This window comes from Streptomyces sp. Isolate_45, from assembly GCF_024721315.2.
GTDB lineage: Bacteria > Actinomycetota > Actinomycetes > Streptomycetales > Streptomycetaceae > Streptomyces.
In genome coordinates this window covers 1-15,080 of sequence record NZ_JANFAK020000183.1, presented here as the reverse complement: position 1 = coordinate 15,080, position 15,080 = coordinate 1, and the positions used below count along the sequence as shown (strand labels likewise).

Annotated in this window: 17 protein-coding genes; 7 read left to right on the top strand and 10 right to left on the bottom strand. The window is 72.8% G+C overall.

What is annotated here, in order from left to right:
• Positions 1–58 precede the first annotated feature (58 nt).
• The 4 genes from NOD94_RS35110 to NOD94_RS35095 all read right to left on the bottom strand — a co-directional run bounded on the left by NOD94_RS35110 (position 59) and on the right by NOD94_RS35095 (position 2,786).
• On the bottom strand, positions 59–202 hold the full coding sequence (locus tag NOD94_RS35110; protein WP_281210270.1) for a hypothetical protein: 144 nt from the start codon (positions 200–202) through the stop codon (positions 59–61).
• Between the two features lie 221 nt (positions 203–423).
• A complete protein-coding gene (locus NOD94_RS35105) occupies positions 424–639 on the bottom strand; it encodes a hypothetical protein (RefSeq protein ID WP_281210269.1) in 216 nt (71 codons plus the stop codon).
• Between the two features lie 69 nt (positions 640–708).
• Positions 709–1,560 (bottom strand): arylamine N-acetyltransferase, encoded by an 852-nt coding sequence (locus NOD94_RS35100; protein WP_281210268.1) that lies wholly within the window; start codon positions 1,558–1,560, stop codon positions 709–711.
• Positions 1,561–1,643: 83 nt separating this feature from the next.
• Complete coding sequence (locus NOD94_RS35095) at positions 1,644–2,786, bottom strand: NADH-quinone oxidoreductase subunit D (RefSeq protein WP_281210267.1); 1,143 nt, start codon at positions 2,784–2,786, stop codon at positions 1,644–1,646.
• Positions 2,787–2,817: 31 nt separating this feature from the next.
• Here NOD94_RS35095 and NOD94_RS35090 point away from each other — a divergent pair, with 31 nt between their 5' ends.
• From NOD94_RS35090 to NOD94_RS35080, 3 genes are read left to right on the top strand one after another with little or no spacing between them, the layout of a single operon-like run.
• Entirely contained in the window at positions 2,818–3,309 is a 492-nt protein-coding gene (locus NOD94_RS35090) for a PH domain-containing protein (RefSeq protein WP_281210266.1), read from the top strand.
• The gene (locus NOD94_RS35085) at positions 3,306–4,649 is read left to right on the top strand and encodes a PH domain-containing protein (RefSeq protein WP_281210265.1); all 1,344 of its coding nucleotides are present in this window, start codon (positions 3,306–3,308) and stop codon (positions 4,647–4,649) included. Before NOD94_RS35090 ends, NOD94_RS35085 begins: the two co-directional genes overlap by 4 nt.
• A gap of 23 nt (positions 4,650–4,672) precedes the next feature.
• Entirely contained in the window at positions 4,673–5,461 is a 789-nt protein-coding gene (locus NOD94_RS35080; RefSeq protein WP_281210264.1) for a hypothetical protein, read from the top strand.
• 6 nt (positions 5,462–5,467) lie between these two features.
• Here NOD94_RS35080 and NOD94_RS35075 read toward each other — a convergent pair whose 3' ends face one another.
• From NOD94_RS35075 to NOD94_RS35065, 3 genes are all read right to left on the bottom strand, one after another.
• Positions 5,468–5,791, bottom strand: a complete 324-nt coding sequence (locus NOD94_RS35075) for a hypothetical protein (protein WP_281210263.1) — start codon at positions 5,789–5,791, stop codon at positions 5,468–5,470.
• Positions 5,792–5,883: 92 nt separating this feature from the next.
• Positions 5,884–6,552: a response regulator transcription factor gene (locus NOD94_RS35070; RefSeq protein ID WP_281210262.1), complete on the bottom strand. Its 669-nt coding sequence runs from the start codon at positions 6,550–6,552 to the stop codon at positions 5,884–5,886.
• A 12-nt stretch (positions 6,553–6,564) separates the two neighbouring features.
• Positions 6,565–7,767: a sensor histidine kinase gene (locus NOD94_RS35065; RefSeq protein ID WP_281210261.1), complete on the bottom strand. Its 1,203-nt coding sequence runs from the start codon at positions 7,765–7,767 to the stop codon at positions 6,565–6,567.
• A gap of 107 nt (positions 7,768–7,874) precedes the next feature.
• Here NOD94_RS35065 and NOD94_RS35060 point away from each other — a divergent pair, with 107 nt between their 5' ends.
• Positions 7,875–8,936, top strand: coding sequence for an SAM-dependent methyltransferase (locus NOD94_RS35060; protein WP_281210260.1), 1,062 nt, complete (start codon positions 7,875–7,877; stop codon positions 8,934–8,936).
• A gap of 38 nt (positions 8,937–8,974) precedes the next feature.
• Here the strand turns inward: NOD94_RS35060 and NOD94_RS35055 are convergent, their stop codons facing one another.
• Entirely contained in the window at positions 8,975–10,531 is a 1,557-nt protein-coding gene (locus NOD94_RS35055; protein ID WP_281210259.1) for a M28 family peptidase, read from the bottom strand.
• Positions 10,532–10,699: 168 nt separating this feature from the next.
• Positions 10,700–11,821, bottom strand: a complete 1,122-nt coding sequence (locus tag NOD94_RS35050; RefSeq protein WP_281210258.1) for a DUF5937 family protein — start codon at positions 11,819–11,821, stop codon at positions 10,700–10,702.
• 166 nt (positions 11,822–11,987) lie between these two features.
• On the opposite strand from NOD94_RS35050, the gene NOD94_RS35045 reads away from it, so the two are divergent.
• Positions 11,988–12,200: a hypothetical protein gene (locus NOD94_RS35045; protein WP_281210257.1), complete on the top strand. Its 213-nt coding sequence runs from the start codon at positions 11,988–11,990 to the stop codon at positions 12,198–12,200.
• Between the two features lie 18 nt (positions 12,201–12,218).
• Here NOD94_RS35045 and NOD94_RS35040 read toward each other — a convergent pair whose 3' ends face one another.
• Complete coding sequence (locus tag NOD94_RS35040) at positions 12,219–13,346, bottom strand: beta-eliminating lyase-related protein (RefSeq protein ID WP_281210256.1); 1,128 nt, start codon at positions 13,344–13,346, stop codon at positions 12,219–12,221.
• A gap of 108 nt (positions 13,347–13,454) precedes the next feature.
• Between NOD94_RS35040 and NOD94_RS35035 the strand changes: the two genes are divergently transcribed.
• Together NOD94_RS35035 and panC are read left to right on the top strand one after the other, a co-directional pair.
• Entirely contained in the window at positions 13,455–14,405 is a 951-nt protein-coding gene (locus NOD94_RS35035) for a DUF2520 domain-containing protein (RefSeq protein WP_281210255.1), read from the top strand.
• The coding region (gene panC, locus NOD94_RS35030; RefSeq protein ID WP_281210254.1) for a pantoate--beta-alanine ligase at positions 14,402–15,080 on the top strand (679 nt) is incomplete at its 3' end. The genes NOD94_RS35035 and panC, both read left to right, overlap by 4 nt.

Here is a 15,080-nt window from a genome sequence, read left to right as displayed (position 1 = left end):
CCCCCCCCCTTTTTTAATCATACGCCGACCACCGATAACAACACTTGCTGCAAAAATATTACCCAACACGACGCTCTTCCGATCTGGCGAGCGCGGCCGGGGCGGCGAGGCCGCCGAGCACGGCCGCGAGGACCACGGCCGCGGCGCCGCGCCTGAGCCACTGCTTGCCGGTCCGGGTGTCCGTGTGCGTCGTCGTTGTCATGTCCCGAACGCTAGGCGCGGCACGGATGCCGGTGACATCCCGTCACCCCCCGGGCCGGGCAGGGGGACAACCCCCCGTCGGGGTTGACCCGCGCCGCCGGACGATGACGGGGGAGGCCGCCGACGGCCTGCCGGTCGGCCGACTGCGGGGAAGGCCTGCGGGCGGTGCTCGGCCGGCTGTGGGGCGGACCCGTGGGCCCGTCGGGACAGGCCGCCCCGCCCTCAGAACAGTGGCAGCTGACCCGGGTGCGGGCCCAGGACCAGACCGTCCAGCGTCGGAGCCGACGCGCCGAGCACGACGCGGGCGCGGGAGCCGGGGCAGGACACCATGCCGCCCCGGTCCCGGCCGGTGGGAGGATCGTGGCGGGCGATCCGACCGGCCGTCACGGCGCAGTCGCGGCCGCAGGCGGGGCAGGCCCGCCGGGGGGAGTGGGACATGCCCCCAGTCTGCCCTGCCGCACCGACACCGGAACCGGCGGCCGGGACCCGTACGGGCCGGGCCCGGCCTCAGCCCCTGTGGCTCGCCAGCCAGGACTCGTGGGCCCGGCTGACGCGGGTCCACAGCGCCGACCGGTCCGCCGGGGTGAAGTCGTCGAGCTTCCGGTCGAAGACGGAGGCGATGACGTCGAAGAACTCCTCGGGCGTGGTCAGTTCCCGTTCCGACACCGGCTTGCCCGGCTCGACGCGGCTCAGGACCCGGCCGCGCAGGGCGTCGACGCCGTGCTCGTCGCGCCGCAGCAGCGCGCAGGTCCGTACGAAGCCGGAGTCCTCCGAGGTCGACAGACGCGCGTGCTCGGCCTCGAAATCGGCCGTCGAGGCCGGGGCCCGCAGGAAGTTCATCACCGGGGCGGACGCGCCGTCGTTGAGGTACGTCCAGCCGGGTGCCGCGTCGGGCGCCGACTCCTCCAGCCGGTAGGTGGTGCCGCTCCGCTCGTACGCGCCGGCGCGCAGCGGCAGCGGCTCGTACGGTCCGTCGCCGAGCCCCGTCTCGACGAGGTACTCCTGCCCGTCCACCCGTACCGTCAGCACCAGGTGGTCGCCGCTGACGTCGCGCCGGTGGGCCTCGGCCCGCTGCATGACGCCCCCGACGTGGCGGGTCACCTCGTACCCGAGGGTTTCCAGGAGCAGCGCGAAGGCGCCGTTGAGGTGGAAGCAGTAGCCGCCCCGCCCGGCCGCGATGCGGCGCGCCGACAGCTCGGGGTCGATGCCGGGCGGCCGGCCGAGCTGGATGTCGAGGTTCTCGTACGGAACGCGTTCCAGGTGGGCGCGCTGGAGCGCGAACAGCCCTTCCGCGGAAGGGGTACCGGGGTCGGTGATGCCGAGTCGCCGCAGGTAGCCGGCGCGTATGCCAGAGGTCATGTCCGCACGATAGGACCTGGGTCCGCCTCCGCACGCACCTTATTCGTCGACCGGCTGTCGATCACCCGTGGATCACCCGTGGATCACTTGTCGATGTCGCCGACGACGAAGAACAGCGAACCGAGGATCGACACCATGTCCGCGACCAACTGCCCCGGCAGCAGGACGGCCAGCGCCTGGATGTTGTTGAAGGAGGCGCTGCGCAGCTTCAGCCGGTACGGCGTCTTCTCGCCCTTCGAGACGAGGTAGTAGCCGTTGATGCCGAGCGGGTTCTCGGTCCACGCGTACGTGGCCCCCTCGGGCGCCTTCAGCACCTTGGGCAGACGCTGGTTGATCGGCCCCGGCGGCAGTTCGGCCATCCGGTCCAGGCAGGCCACCGCCAGGTCGAGGGCGTTGTGCGTCTGGTCGAGCAGTACCTCGAAGCGGGCCAGGCAGTCGCCCTCGGTACGGGTGACCACCTTCAGGACGTCCTGGAGCTCCCCGTACGCCAGGTACGGCTCGTCACGGCGCAGGTCGAAGTCGACGCCGGAGGCACGGGCGATCGGCCCGGACACCCCGTACGCGTGCACCGCCTCGGCGGACAGGACGCCGACGTTCCGGGTGCGGCCGCGGAAGATCTCGTTGCCGCGGACGAGCTTGTCGTAGACGTCCATCCGGGTCCGGACGTCGGCGATGGCCGCGCGGGCCCGGCCGAGCCAGCCCGCCGGGAGGTCCTCCTTGAGGCCGCCGACGCGGTTGAACATGTAGTGCATGCGGCCGCCGGAGATCTCCTCCATCACGGCCTGGAGCTCCTCGCGCTCGCGGAACGCGTGGAAGATCGGGGTGATCCCGCCCAGTTCGAGGGGGTACGACCCGAGGAACATGAGGTGGTTCAGGACCCGGTTCAGCTCGGCGAGGAGCGTACGCATCCACACCGCGCGCTCGGGGACCTCCATGCCGAGCATCCGCTCGACGGCCATGACCACGCCCAGCTCGTTGGAGAACGCGGACAGCCAGTCGTGGCGGTTCGCGAGCATCACGATCTGGCGGTAGTCGCGGGCCTCGAAGAGCTTCTCGGCGCCGCGGTGCATGTAGCCGACCACCGGTTCGGCGCTGACGATCCGCTCACCGTCCAGGACGAGCCGCAGGCGCAGCACACCGTGCGTGGAAGGGTGCTGCGGTCCGATGTTGAGCACCATGTCGGTGCTCTCCGCCGCTCCGCCGATGCCGACCGTGGTCTCCGTCATGGCCGCATTGTCTCAGCCCTACGCTGGGGGCATGGAAACCGGGACGCAGGGTGAGACGGCCCCGCCCGAATGGGTGGGGCTGCCGGGCGGGCTCCTCTCCATGCGGCGGCTGCTGCTGGTGATCTGGACCGTGCTCCTCACGGCGGTGACGGGCGTGCTGCTGGGCCTGCTCGCCGGGCCCGGGTGGGCCTTCCTCGGGGCGGTCTGGCTCGGGGTCCTGGCCTGGGGGTGGGTGATGCTCGGGCGGAACTGGCGGTCCTGGCGGTACGCCGAGCGCGCGGACGACCTGCTGATCAGCCGGGGAGTGCTGTGGCGGGAACAGACCGTGGTCCCGTACGGGCGGATGCAGCTCGTCGAGGTGACCTCGGGGCCGCTGGAGCGGCGCTTCGGCCTGTCCTCCGTCCAACTGCACACGGCCGCCGCGGCGACGGACGCCAAGATCCCGGGGCTGGTGCCGGCCGAGGCCGAGCGGCTGCGGGACCGGCTGACGGAGCTCGGCGAGGCAAGGTCGGCGGGCCTGTGAGCGTGCCGGCGGACCGGCCGGACGCGGCGCAGGAGAACACCGGCGGCGGGATCGTCGAGCGGCGGCTGCACCTCCTGACCCCGCTGCGCCGCGCGTGGGTCCCGATCGCCGCGACCGTCGGCGTCATCGTCCAGCAGGGCGAACAGGCCCGGGAGTGGGTGACCGACCTGTCCCAGGGGCTGCGCGTGCTGGTCCTGGTCGCCCTGGTCCTCGTCTTCGGCGTGTACGGGTTCCTCAGCTGGTGGTTCACCCACTACGCCGTCACCGACACCGAGCTGCGCATCCGCACCGGCCTCATCTTCCGCCGCACCGCCCACATCCGCCTCGACCGGATCCAGGCGATCGACGTCACGCGGCCGCTGCTGGCCCGCGTCGCCGGGGTCGCGAAGCTGCGGCTCGACGTGATCGGCACCGACGCGAAGGACGAGCTGGCCTTCCTCGGCGAAGGGGAGGCCGTCGCCCTGCGCGCCGAACTGCTCGCCCGGGCCGCCGGATTCGCCCCCGCCGAGGCCGTCTCGGTCGGCCAGGCCCCGGAACGGGGGCTGCTCCGGGTCTCCGTCAGGGACCTGGTGGTGTCCCTGCTGCTCAGCCTCGACGTGTGGGCCGCGCTCATCGCCGGCGTCACCGTCCCGGTGGTCGTCCGGTGGTTCAGCGACAGCCTCTGGGTGACCGTGGCCACCCTCGTCCCGATGCTGGGCGCGGTCTGGACCGGCAGCCTCGGCCGGTTCCTCACCGAGTACGACTGGACCGTCGCCGAGTCCCCCGACGGGCTGCGCCTCGACCACGGACTGCTGGACCGGGCGCACGAGACGGTCCCGCCGGGGCGCGTGCAGACCGTACGCGTCATCGAACCGCTGCTGTGGCGGCGGCGCGGCTGGGTGCGGGTGGAGCTGGCCGTGGCGGGCTCCAAGAACGGGCTCCTGGTCCCGGTGGCCACCCGCGACGCCGCCCACGCCGTGATCGCCCGGGTGCTGCCCGGCGCCGACCTGGGGGCCCTGGTCTTCGCCCCGTCGCCGAGCGCGGGTTCGCGGTGGGTGGTACCGGTGTGGTGGAAGGGGTACGGGCTGGCCGTCTCGGCGGAGCTCTTCGCCGCCCGGCGCGGGCGCCTGTGCCGGCGTACGGAGATCGTCCCGCATGCGAAGGTCCAGAGCGTGCGCCGCTCGCAGGGCCCCTGGGAACGCGCCCGCGGGGTCGCCGACCTGCACGTGGACACCGGCGCCAACAACACCGTCACCGCCCGGCTGCGCGCGTCGGCGGAGGCCTCCGAACTCCTCGACGCCCAGGCACTCCGCTCCCGCACCTCCCGCGCGACGGCCCGGCCGGACCGCTGGATGACGTGAGCGGAGAAGGGAACCGTGCCCAAGTGGCGGACGACCCGGCGGCGGCAGCCGCGTTCGGCGTGTTGGAACGGCTTCGGGCGGCGCGGTGGCCGGGGGAGTGGGACTTCGCGTTCGGGCACGTGAAGTCCCGTCGGGTGCTGTTCCGCGAGTACCTGCGGCGGGCCGCCGTCCTGTGCCGGGCCCACGGCTGTGAAGACGGCTGGCCCTTCGTCGACGTCACCGCGCACCTGGACCCCGCGTTCCGGTCCGCGGTGGAGGTTTCGGGGGAACTCGCGGAGTTCCTGAGCCGGCTGCCCGGCCGGGAAGTCGCGCGGACCTGTTCGGGCGCGGTGCGGTGGGCGGAGTTCCGGGAGCGGAACCCGGCGGGCTCCGCCGGTCTCCCCGACCCCTACGAGCCGTTGCTCCGCTTCTACGAACGGGGCGGGGAGTTCGCCCGGGACGACGCCGGGTCCATCGACCTGACGGGCGTGACGTTCCGGCTCGGCACCCTGGAGGCGTACCTGGGGAACCCGCCCGTCACCGTCCTCGGCGACACCGTCCTCGACGCCCTCGACACGGACGGGCGGGTCACCTACTACACCTCGGCAGAGGATCGGGGCCTGCTCCTGAGGCGGTGCGTGCTGCGCGGCGCGCACACGGACCGGTCGTTCGGCAGGGACCTGCGGTGGGAGGTGACGGACCGGATCCCGGACGCGCCGGGGGAAGAGGTGCCGCAGGACGCGGGACTGGTCCGGCTGGACGAACTGGCCGCCGCCCGGCTCATCGGGCGGATCGTGACCGCCCCGCCGGGCGGCGCCGGCGAGGCGCCGTGACAGGTCCTAGCCCGGGGGCATCGGGGGGCGGTCGCCGGCGCCGTCGAAGAGGTAGGCGTACAGGGTTCGGAGGTAGGCGTGGAGCGTCTCCGCGTCCGGGAACTCGATGCTGGTGAGGCGCTCGTACGCGTCCACACCGCGGCCCTCGCGCAGGAAGTCGTCGAAGCCGCGGCGGACGTCGCCGACGAACGCGGGCGAGAAGGAGTGCAGGGTGCCGCGCATGTCCCAGGCCGTGTCGTAGCCCTGTTCCAGATCCAGGTGGATACGGACGAAGTTCTTGAAGGCGTGGTCCGGGTCGGCGGGATCGTTGGAATCGTCCGGGTGGATCACTTCGGGTCCATCGGGTCGGGGCCGCCACGGCGGCCGTCCGGGCGGCGCCGCGCGGGGCGGCGCCGCTCAGGGCGGGGGGCAGGGCCGGGCGGCTACAGGCCGCCCGCGCGGACCAGGCCCGTCTCGTACGCCAGGACCACGACCTGGACCCGGTCGCGCAGGCTCAGCTTCGTCAGGATGCGGCCCACGTGCGTCTTCACCGTGGCCTCCGACAGGACCAGCCGGGCGGCGATCTCGCCGTTGGACAGGCCCTGGGCGACCAGCAGCATGACCTCGCGCTCGCGCTCCGTCAGCCGCTCGACGTCCTTGTTCTTCGGCTCGTTCGTCGTCGTCGGCAGCATCGGGGCGAAACGGTCCAGCAGCCGTCGCGTCGTCGACGGGGCCACGACCGCGTCCCCGCTGTGCACGGAGCGGATCGCGGCCAGCAGCTCCGCGGGAGGGACGTCCTTCAGCATGAACCCGCTCGCCCCCGCCTTGAGCCCGGAGAAGGCGTACTCGTCCAGGTCGAAGGTGGTCAGAATGATCACCTTCGGGTGTTCCTCCGGCTCGCAGATCCGCCGCGTCGCCTCGACCCCGTCGAGCCTCGGCATGCGGACGTCCATCAGCACCACGTCGACCTTCGTGGCCCGCAGCACCTCCAGCGCCTCCAGGCCGTTCCCCGCCTCGGCGACGACCTCCATGTCCGGCTGGGCGGCGAGCACCATCCGGAAGCCGGTGCGCAGCAGCACCTGGTCGTCGACCAGCATCACTCGGATGGACATCGGTGAATACCTCTACCTCTTCTTGAGCGGGAGCAAAGCACTGATGCGGAAGCCACCGCCGGGCCGCGGTCCCGCGTCCAGGGTCCCCCCGACCATACCGATGCGCTCCCGCATGCCGATCAGACCGTGTCCGGCGCCGTCCGCGCCGCCGTCCTCGTACAACTCGTGGGCCGCGCCCCGGCCGTCGTCCTCGATGAGCAGGCCGAGCCCGTCGTCGAAGTAGACCAGCCGCACGCTCGCCCCCGCCTCGGGGCCACCGTGCTTGCGCGTGTTCGTCAGGGCCTCCTGCACGATCCGGTACGCGGTCAGCTCGACCCCGCTCGGCAGCTTCCGCGGGGTTCCCTCGACCACGAAGTCCACCGTGAGGCCGGACGCCCGTACCTGCTCGACCAGGACCTCGATCTGTTCGACGTCCGGCTGGGGCACGTAGTCCTCGGAGTCCTGCGGCTCGCCGGTGCGCAGCACGCCCAGCAGGCGGCGCATCTCGGCGAGGGCCTGACGCCCGGTCCCGGAGATCGTCTGGAGGGCCTCCTTGGCCTGTTCCGGGGCCACGTCCATGACGTACGCGGCGCCGTCGGCCTGGACCACCATGACCGACACGTTGTGCGCGACGACGTCGTGCAGCTCGCGGGCGATGCGGGCGCGCTCGGCGGCGACCGCCACCTTCGCCTGCGCCTCGCGCTCCTTCTCCAGGCGCTGGTTGCGCTCCACGAGCTGGGCGTAATAGGCCCGGCGGGTGCGCAGCGAATCGCCCGTCACCCACGCCAGGGCGAACGGGACGATCACCATCAGCGCGAACATGACGCTCTCGGTGAAGCTCAGGCCCTTGTCCACGCCGAAGCGCAGGAAGTACACGGGTGACGCCAGCAGACCGACGCCCAGCGCGGCGCGCGACACCCAGCGCGGGACGTCCCCGGCGGCGACCGTGAACAGCACGACCAGCATCGCGATGTCGCAGACCTGGGCCTCGATGCCGAATGCCAGCTGCCAGACGCCCGCGCCGACCGTGGTCCAGAACATGGCCTGCGTCCACCTGCGGCGCAGGGCCAGGGCGGCCGTCAGAGCGATCACGACGGGCACGGTGGCCAGGCGCAGCGCCGTACTCGTCTCGGGATTTCCCACCACGGCGAACATCGAGATCCCGAAGAAGAGGACAGCCCAGAAGCTGTCGACGCCCGTCGGGTGTCTGCGGATGAAATCGTAGAGGCGCTGCACGTCACCCAGAGTAGGGAACGGAGATAGGTGCTGGAGTCAACCACAGGAGCGATCCCTGTGACGGGGGCGTACTCCGCAAGGTGGAGGGTGAGCCTAACCTTCGTGTGATGAGCGCTCAGGACGACACCTCCGGGCCGGTCCGCTGGCGGCCGGCGACCGAGGCCGCGCTGTACGGCCCCGACGGGTTCTACGTACGCCCCGGCCCCGGCCCCGCCGGTCACTTCCGTACCTCCGTGCACGCCTCCCCGCTGTACGCGCGAGCCGTGGCCGCGCTGCTGGGCGCCGTGGACGCCGAGCTGGGCCACCCCGAGCGGCTCGACCTGGTGGACGTGGGGGCGGGCCGGGGCGAGCTGCTGACCGGCGTCCTCGCGGCCCTGCCGGCCGGTACGGCCGCACGGGTGCGCCCGTACGCCGTCGAACGCGCGGCGGCGCCCGACGCGGCGGCCCCCGGCGGGCCGGACCCGCGGATCCGGTGGGTGGCCGAGCCTCCCGCGGGGACGACCGGGCTGCTCTTCGCGAACGAGTGGCTGGACAACGTACCGCTGGACGTCGTCGAGGACGGCCGGTACGTCCTCGTCGCCGCCGACGGTACGGAGAGTCCCGGCGGCCCCCCGGACGCGGCCGACCGGGCCTGGCTGGAGCGGTGGTGGCCGGACGGCCTGCGGACAGGCCGAGCCGAGATCGGCCGGCCCCGGGACGAGGCGTGGGCGGCGGCCGTCGCCACCCTGGAGAGGGGCCTGGCGGTGGCCGTCGACTACTGCCACACCCGGGAGGCCCGGCCCCCGTACGGCACCCTGACCGGTTTCCGGGCGGGCCGGGAGGTGGCCCCCGTCCCGGACGGCGGCTGCGACGTCACCGCGCACGTCGCGCTCGACGCCTGCGCGGGACCGGGCGCGACCCTGCTCACCCAGCGCGAGGCCCTGACGGCCCTCGGCGTCTCGGGCGGCCGGCCCCCGCTGGCGCTGGCCTCCACCGACCCGGCGGCGTACGTCCGAGCCCTGGCGGCGGCGGGCGAGGCGGCGGAGCTCACCGCGCGCGGGGGCCTCGGCGACTTCGGCTGGCTGGTCCAGCCGGTCGGCGTGCCGACCTGGTCCGGCGGGGGCGGGTTCGTCGGAGGGGCCGGGGAGGCGTCGGGGGCCGGAGACGCGTCAGGGGCCGGGACCCCCTGACGGGAATCCCGGCCCCTGGTCACTCGGCGACCTCGTCGTTACTTGGTGACCTCGTGGCCGTGGCCGTCGTGCAGGCCGCCGCCGCTGCCCGTGCCCGGGGTGGTCGGCTGCGAGACGACCGGCCGCGACAGCGGGGCCAGGTCGTGGGCGTAGTGACCGACCGCGTTCGCGATGACGTCGACGTTGATGTCGAGCGCCTTCTGGTCGATGTTGGTGATGTCGTCACCCTTGCCGTGGTAGTTCACGTCGTAGGCGACACCCGCCTGACCGCCGAACTTCGCGGCTTGCTCCGGCGACTTGATGCCCTCGGCGCCGGTGAACGTACCGCCCGACGGGATGCCGACCTCGATGAACGGGCCGTAGTCCGAACGGCCCGAGAAGTCCGTGCCCTCGTGCGGGATGTTCTTGGAGTCGAGGAAGTCGGTGATCCCCTTCTCCAGCTGCGCCGAACCCTCCGGGCCGGGGCCCGCGCCCGTCGCGTCCGAGTCGTCGCCGTCGTAGACGAAGTAGGCGGCGTTCGGCGAGCCGATCATGTCGAAGTTCAGGTACAGCTTGATCTGCTTCTTCTGCTCCTCGGTCAGGGAGGCGACGTACGCCTCGGAGCCGAGCAGGCCGTACTCCTCCGCCGACCACCAGCCGAACTTGACCTTGTTCTTGATCTTCGTCTGCTGGCTCGCCAGGCGCTGCGCGACCTGGAGGATGCCGGCCGAACCGGAGCCGTTGTCGTTGATGCCCGGACCGGCCGCGACCGAGTCAAGGTGCGCGCCGAGGAAGACGGTGTTGTTCTCGTCGCCGCCCTTCGTCTCGGCGATCACGTTGTACGTCTTGCGGTTCTCGCGCAGCTCGCGGATGTCGAGGGTCACCTCGACCGGGCCGGCCGTCGCCTCGGCGGCCAGCTTCTCGCCGTCCGCCTTCGTGATGCCGCCGGTGGGGACCTTGCCCGCGTTCGCGTCGCCGAGGGTGCCGTTGAGGGCGCCGTCGGTGTTGTTGTAGATGATCGTGCCGACCGCGCCCGCCGCCGCCGCGTTCTGCTGCTTCACCGCGAAGGTGCAACCGCCGCGCTGGACGAGGGCGATCTTCCCCGTGAAGGCGCCCGCCGCGAAGTCGCCGGGCTCGCAGCCGTTCGTACCGTCGGCGTCCACCGGGACGACCGAGACCTGGGCGGTCACGCCCTCCTCCGGGCCGCTCGCCGTGTACGTCATCAGGTGGATCGGGATGTCGCGTCCGTTGTCGCCGTTCACGGCGAGCTTCTCGGCGATCGCCTCCACGTAGACGAAGTTGAATTCGTTCTTCGTGACCTTGTAGCCGGCGGCCTTCAACACGGCCTCGACGTACTGAGCCGACTGCACGTGTCCCTTGGAACCCGCGACCCTATTGCCGTTGTTGTAGTCGGCGAGCGACTGGAAGACCTTCAGGTGGTTGTTGGCGCCTTTCCCGGTCGCCTCCTGGACCAGCTTCTTGGCCAGCGCGTCACCCCGGGCGGCGTCGCTCTGCGGGCTGCCGGTGGCCCCGGCGGGTCCGGCGAGCAGGAGCGGGGAGACGAGGGCCGCGGCCGCCAGTGCGGCGGTGGCTGCGGCTATACGGCGAGAGGGCATGAAGGTCCTTTCACAGCAGGTGCGCATCGCACGGTGCGTGGGGGAGTGGTGGACGCACGTTAGGCACCAACAGGCGCTTCTCGCCAGAGTTTTCACTGCTTCCGGTTTGTGAAATCCGTATATCGGTGCGTCTGCGCCGAACAAATCAGGCCGGCGTCCGGAAAAAGGTCAGCGGAGAATGCCCTCGATGAAATCGGAGCCTATCCGCGCGACCACGGACAGATCCAACTGATGCTGGACATAGCGACCTTGGCGCCACGTACGCAACAATCCGGCCTTCTTCAGGACCGTCAGGTGCCGGGACACCTCCGGCGCCGATATCCCGTACACCGTCGCCAACTCGCTCGTCGTGTACGGGGCCCGCGCCAAACTGCGGCACAGCCGCATCCGCATCGGATGGGCCAGCGCCTCCATCCGCCGCTGGAGCAACTCCACCGAGCCCGACGCGGACGCCAGTTCCGGCGATTCCAGCGGATAGTGCACCACCGGACGCCAGCCCGGCGCGTGCAGCACCAGCAGGTGCGGCCAACCGAAATCGGTCGGTACGAAGACCAACCCGGCCCCGAGCCGGGGATCCGTCGCGGTGGCCTGCCCGTGCACCATCTTGTCGACGGATATCGTCCGCTGCTCCCTGTCGACGCTCAACGCCGGCGACACCTCCCGCAGCGCCGCCGGCAGGCCCTTGTGGCGCAGCACCTCCGCCTTGTGCCGGGCGTCCGCGCTCTGCCGGGGCCCGACCCGCCGCCAGGTCTCGGCGAAGAACGCCTCGTCGCAGTCCTCCAACAGCCGCCGCAACCAGACCCGTACGGCCGCCGTGTCGTCCATCAGCCGCAGCGAGAACGCCAACTGCCGGGGCCCGCGCGCCGCCGCCGTGTCCAGGGCCTTGGCCCGCGCCGCCGGATCGTGCAGCGGGGAGGGGCCGCCGCCCTCGTTGTACAGGGCCAGCCAGCAGTGCTCCAGGGCGGCCGTCACGAACCGCTCGTCGTCCATCCGGTCGAGGACGTCGAGCTCCTCGGCCAGCGTCGCCGCCGGCAGGCCCGCGCCGGGGACGCCGGCGAAGGCCATGAAGATGTCGGAGAACGAACTCCGCCACATGAAGTCGGCGTCCAGCAGCCGGTCCGCCAGGCAGGAATCGAGGGAAGCGGTCGTGGCGGCCGTCCAGGAGTTCAACCCCGGGTGGTGGGCGGGCTGCGAGAGCGCGTGCAGGGCCATGCAGAGCTCGGCGAGCGGGGACGGGGCGAAGCCGATCCGCTCGGCGGGGAGTCCGGCGATGTCGATGGTGACGCTCATCGCCCCATTCTGGCCCGGCCCACCGCGCCGCCGCGGCCCGGGGTGCCCTCCACGACACCGCCGTCCGGGCGACCCGCACGAAGGCTCCACCGCAGGTCGGAGGCATCGATTGACGCGGAACGTCAATCAAGGGGCGGGCTGCGGCCGAGGGGGTGAGGGTGGATGCATGACCGCCATCGAGCAGTACCTCATCGACACCTACCGGGCCGCACAGCACAGCACCCCGATGCCCCCGCCCCCGGGCCGCGACGACATCGCGGCGCTGCGCGCCCTGCGCACCGAGGCCCAGTTCCGCGCCGTCCTCGCCGGCCGCCCGGCGACCCACCGTTGGCGCACGACACTCCGCCACCTCCTCCCCCTGCGCCGCCGGGCCTGCTGAGGGGAGAGGGGCCCGCCCCTACGCCCCCACCCGTGCCAAGAACCCCCGCACCGCGTCGCGGACGTCGTCCGGGGTCCAGGTCAGGCCCGGGGCGGTGACTTCGAGTTCCGTCATCGCGAGGCCCGGCGGGCCGTCGGGGGACCAGCGGCGGAAGAGGACCGTGCCCGTCTCCTCCGCGAGGCGCAGGCCCGCCTCCGTGAGGCGGTCCGCGTCGTAGGGGAGCCACACCTGGAACTGGTGGGTGTGCGGGACCTCCGGATTGACCCGGAACCAGGGCAGCCCGGCCTCCGCGAAACCCTCCCGCAGGGCCTCGGCGACCGTACGGGCCGCGGCGACGTACGAGGGCAGGCGGGGGAGCTCCCCGTCCAGGCCGGCCAGCGCGGACAGGGCCTGCGGGAACTGGCGGAAGATCTGGCCCCCGTACCGGTGGCGCCACACCCGGGTCTCCTCGACGAAGGACCGGGAGCCGGCCAGGGCGGCGCCGCTCAGGCCGCCCAGGGACTTGTAGAAGGAGACGTACACGGAGTCGGCGAGCGCCGCGATCTCCGGCAACGGGCGGCCGAAGTGGACGGTGGTCTCCCACAGCCGGGCCCCGTCCAGGTGGACGACCGCGTCCCGCTCCCGGGCGGCGTCGACCAGCTCCGTCAGCTCCTCCCAGGTGGGCAGGAGGAACCCGGCGTCGCGCAGGGGCAGCTCCAGCATCAGGGTGCCGAAGGGCTCCGGGTGGTCCCGGACCTCGGCGGCGGTCGGCTGGCGGGCCTCCGCCACCGGGTGGACCGCGCGCAGCCCGGAGACGACGGACAGGGCGCCGCCCTCCCAGCGCTCCGGGTGGCTCATGGGGTGCAGGGCCACGACCGGGCTCCCGGTGCGCCCCGCCCAGCATCGCAGCGCGATCTGCTGGGCCATCGTCCCGGAGGGGAAGAACGCGGCGTCCTCGGTGCCCAGCAGTTCGGCGACGCGGCGTTCCAGGTCGCCGACGACACCGTCGCCGTACAGGTCGGCGGGCGCGTCCATGTCGTACGGGGCCTCGGCGAGCCCCGCCAGCAGCTCGCCGACCGTGGGTTCCAGCAGGCTGTGCGAGAGGACGCGGTCGGCCCCCCGCCATGCCGCCACCAGCCGCTTCCCGCGTTCCGCGTCGTCAGTCATGCCCCTGATCATCGCCGATCGCCGCCGATCGGCCCGGCCCCCCAGGGGCTAGCATGGCGGCGTATCGTCCGGTACCCCCCGCGGACTGGAACGGAAGGCATTCCCCGCGTGAACGCACCCCATCAGACGGAGCCCCGGGATCCGTCCGACCGCCCTGCCCGGCTCGCCGTCGGCGTCGTCGGCGCCGGTCGTGTCGGTCCCGCCCTGGCCCGGGCCCTCCAGCAGGCCGGACACCGGCCCGTCGCCGTGTCCGCCGTCTCGGACGCCTCCGTGCGCCGCGCGGAACGGATGCTGCCCGACGTACCGGTCGTGCCGCCCGCCCAGGTGCTGGAGCGGGCCGACCTGGTCCTGCTGACCGTCCCCGACGACACCCTGCCGGGCCTCGTCCAGGGGCTCGCGGAGACCGGCGCCGTCCGGCCCGGCCAGCTCCTCGTGCACACCTCCGGCCGGTACGGGACCTCCGTGCTGGACCCGGCCCGCCGGGCGGGCGCCCTCCCCCTGGCCCTGCACCCCGCGATGACCTTCACCGGCACCGAGGTCGACGTGCAGCGGCTGGCGGGCTGCTCCTTCGGCGTGACCGCCCCCGACGAGCTGCGGCTCGCCGCGGAAGCCCTGGTCATCGAGATGGGCGGGGAACCCGAATGGATCGCGGAAGGGGACCGTCCGCTGTACCACGCGGCGCTCGCCCTCGGCGCGAACCACCTGGTCACCCTGGTCGCCCAGTCGATGGAACTGCTGGCCAAGGCGGGGGTCGAACACCCCGACCGGATGCTCGGCCCGCTGCTCGGCGCGGCCCTCGACAACGCGCTCTCCTCCGGCGACGCCGCCCTCACCGGGCCCGTCGCCCGAGGAGACGCCGGTACCGTCGCCGCGCACGTGTCGGAGTTGCGCAAGCACGCCCCGGCCACCGTCCCCGGGTACCTGGCGATGGCCCGCACCACCGCCGACCGGGCCCTCGCGCACGGCCTGCTCAAGCCGGAACTCGCCGAGGACCTGCTGGTCGTCCTCGCGGACACCGGCGCCGAGGACACCGCCGAACCGGAGGGTGGCGAGCGATGACCGGCCCGCTCCTGCTGAACACCGCCGAAGAGCTCGACGAGCTCCCCCGGACAGGCCGCCGCGCCGTCGTCATGACCATGGGAGCCCTGCACGAGGGTCACGCCACGTTGATCCGCACGGCCCGCGAGGAAGCCGGACCGCGGGGCCAGGTCGTGGTGACCGTCTTCGTGAACCCGCTCCAGTTCGGCGCGAACGAGGACCTCGACCGCTACCCCCGCACCCTCGACGCCGACCTCGCGATCTGCGGTGAGGCCGGAGCGGACGCCGTCTTCGCGCCCTCCGTCGACGAGGTCTACCCGGGCGGCGCCCCGCAGGTGCGGGTGGCGGCCGGAGCCATGGGGGAACGCCTCGAAGGGGCCACCCGCCCCGGCCACTTCGACGGCATGCTCACCGTCGTCGCGAAGCTGCTCCACCTCACCCGCCCCGACCTGGCCCTCTTCGGCCAGAAGGACGCCCAGCAACTGGCCCTGATCCGGCGCATGGTGACCGACCTGAACTTCCCCGTCGAGGTGGCCGGCGTACCGACCGTCCGCGAGGACGACGGCCTCGCGCTGTCGTCCCGCAACCGCTACCTCTCCGCCGAGGAGCGGCGCACGGCCCTGGCCCTGTCCCGGGCCCTGTTCGCCGGCCGCGACCGGCTCGCCGCCCAGGCCGCGCTGCGCGCCCGCGCCGAGG

What these genes read in the sequence shown, in the direction of transcription:
- NOD94_RS35050 (WP_281210258.1), bottom strand. Translation starts at nt 11,821, where the DNA reads ATGAGCGTCACCATCGACATCGCCGGACTCCCCGCCGAGCGGATCGGC.
- NOD94_RS35090 (WP_281210266.1), top strand. Translation starts at nt 2,818, where the DNA reads ATGGAAACCGGGACGCAGGGTGAGACGGCCCCGCCCGAATGGGTGGGG.
- NOD94_RS35070 (WP_281210262.1), bottom strand. Translation starts at nt 6,552, where the DNA reads ATGTCCATCCGAGTGATGCTGGTCGACGACCAGGTGCTGCTGCGCACC.
- NOD94_RS35055 (WP_281210259.1), bottom strand. Translation starts at nt 10,531, where the DNA reads ATGCCCTCTCGCCGTATAGCCGCAGCCACCGCCGCACTGGCGGCCGCG.
- NOD94_RS35100 (WP_281210268.1), bottom strand. Translation starts at nt 1,560, where the DNA reads ATGACCTCTGGCATACGCGCCGGCTACCTGCGGCGACTCGGCATCACC.
- NOD94_RS35105 (WP_281210269.1), bottom strand. Translation starts at nt 639, where the DNA reads ATGTCCCACTCCCCCCGGCGGGCCTGCCCCGCCTGCGGCCGCGACTGC.
- NOD94_RS35095 (WP_281210267.1), bottom strand. Translation starts at nt 2,786, where the DNA reads ATGACGGAGACCACGGTCGGCATCGGCGGAGCGGCGGAGAGCACCGAC.
- NOD94_RS35045 (WP_281210257.1), top strand. Translation starts at nt 11,988, where the DNA reads ATGACCGCCATCGAGCAGTACCTCATCGACACCTACCGGGCCGCACAG.
- NOD94_RS35060 (WP_281210260.1), top strand. Translation starts at nt 7,875, where the DNA reads ATGAGCGCTCAGGACGACACCTCCGGGCCGGTCCGCTGGCGGCCGGCG.
- NOD94_RS35040 (WP_281210256.1), bottom strand. Translation starts at nt 13,346, where the DNA reads ATGACTGACGACGCGGAACGCGGGAAGCGGCTGGTGGCGGCATGGCGG.
- NOD94_RS35110 (WP_281210270.1), bottom strand. Translation starts at nt 202, where the DNA reads ATGACAACGACGACGCACACGGACACCCGGACCGGCAAGCAGTGGCTC.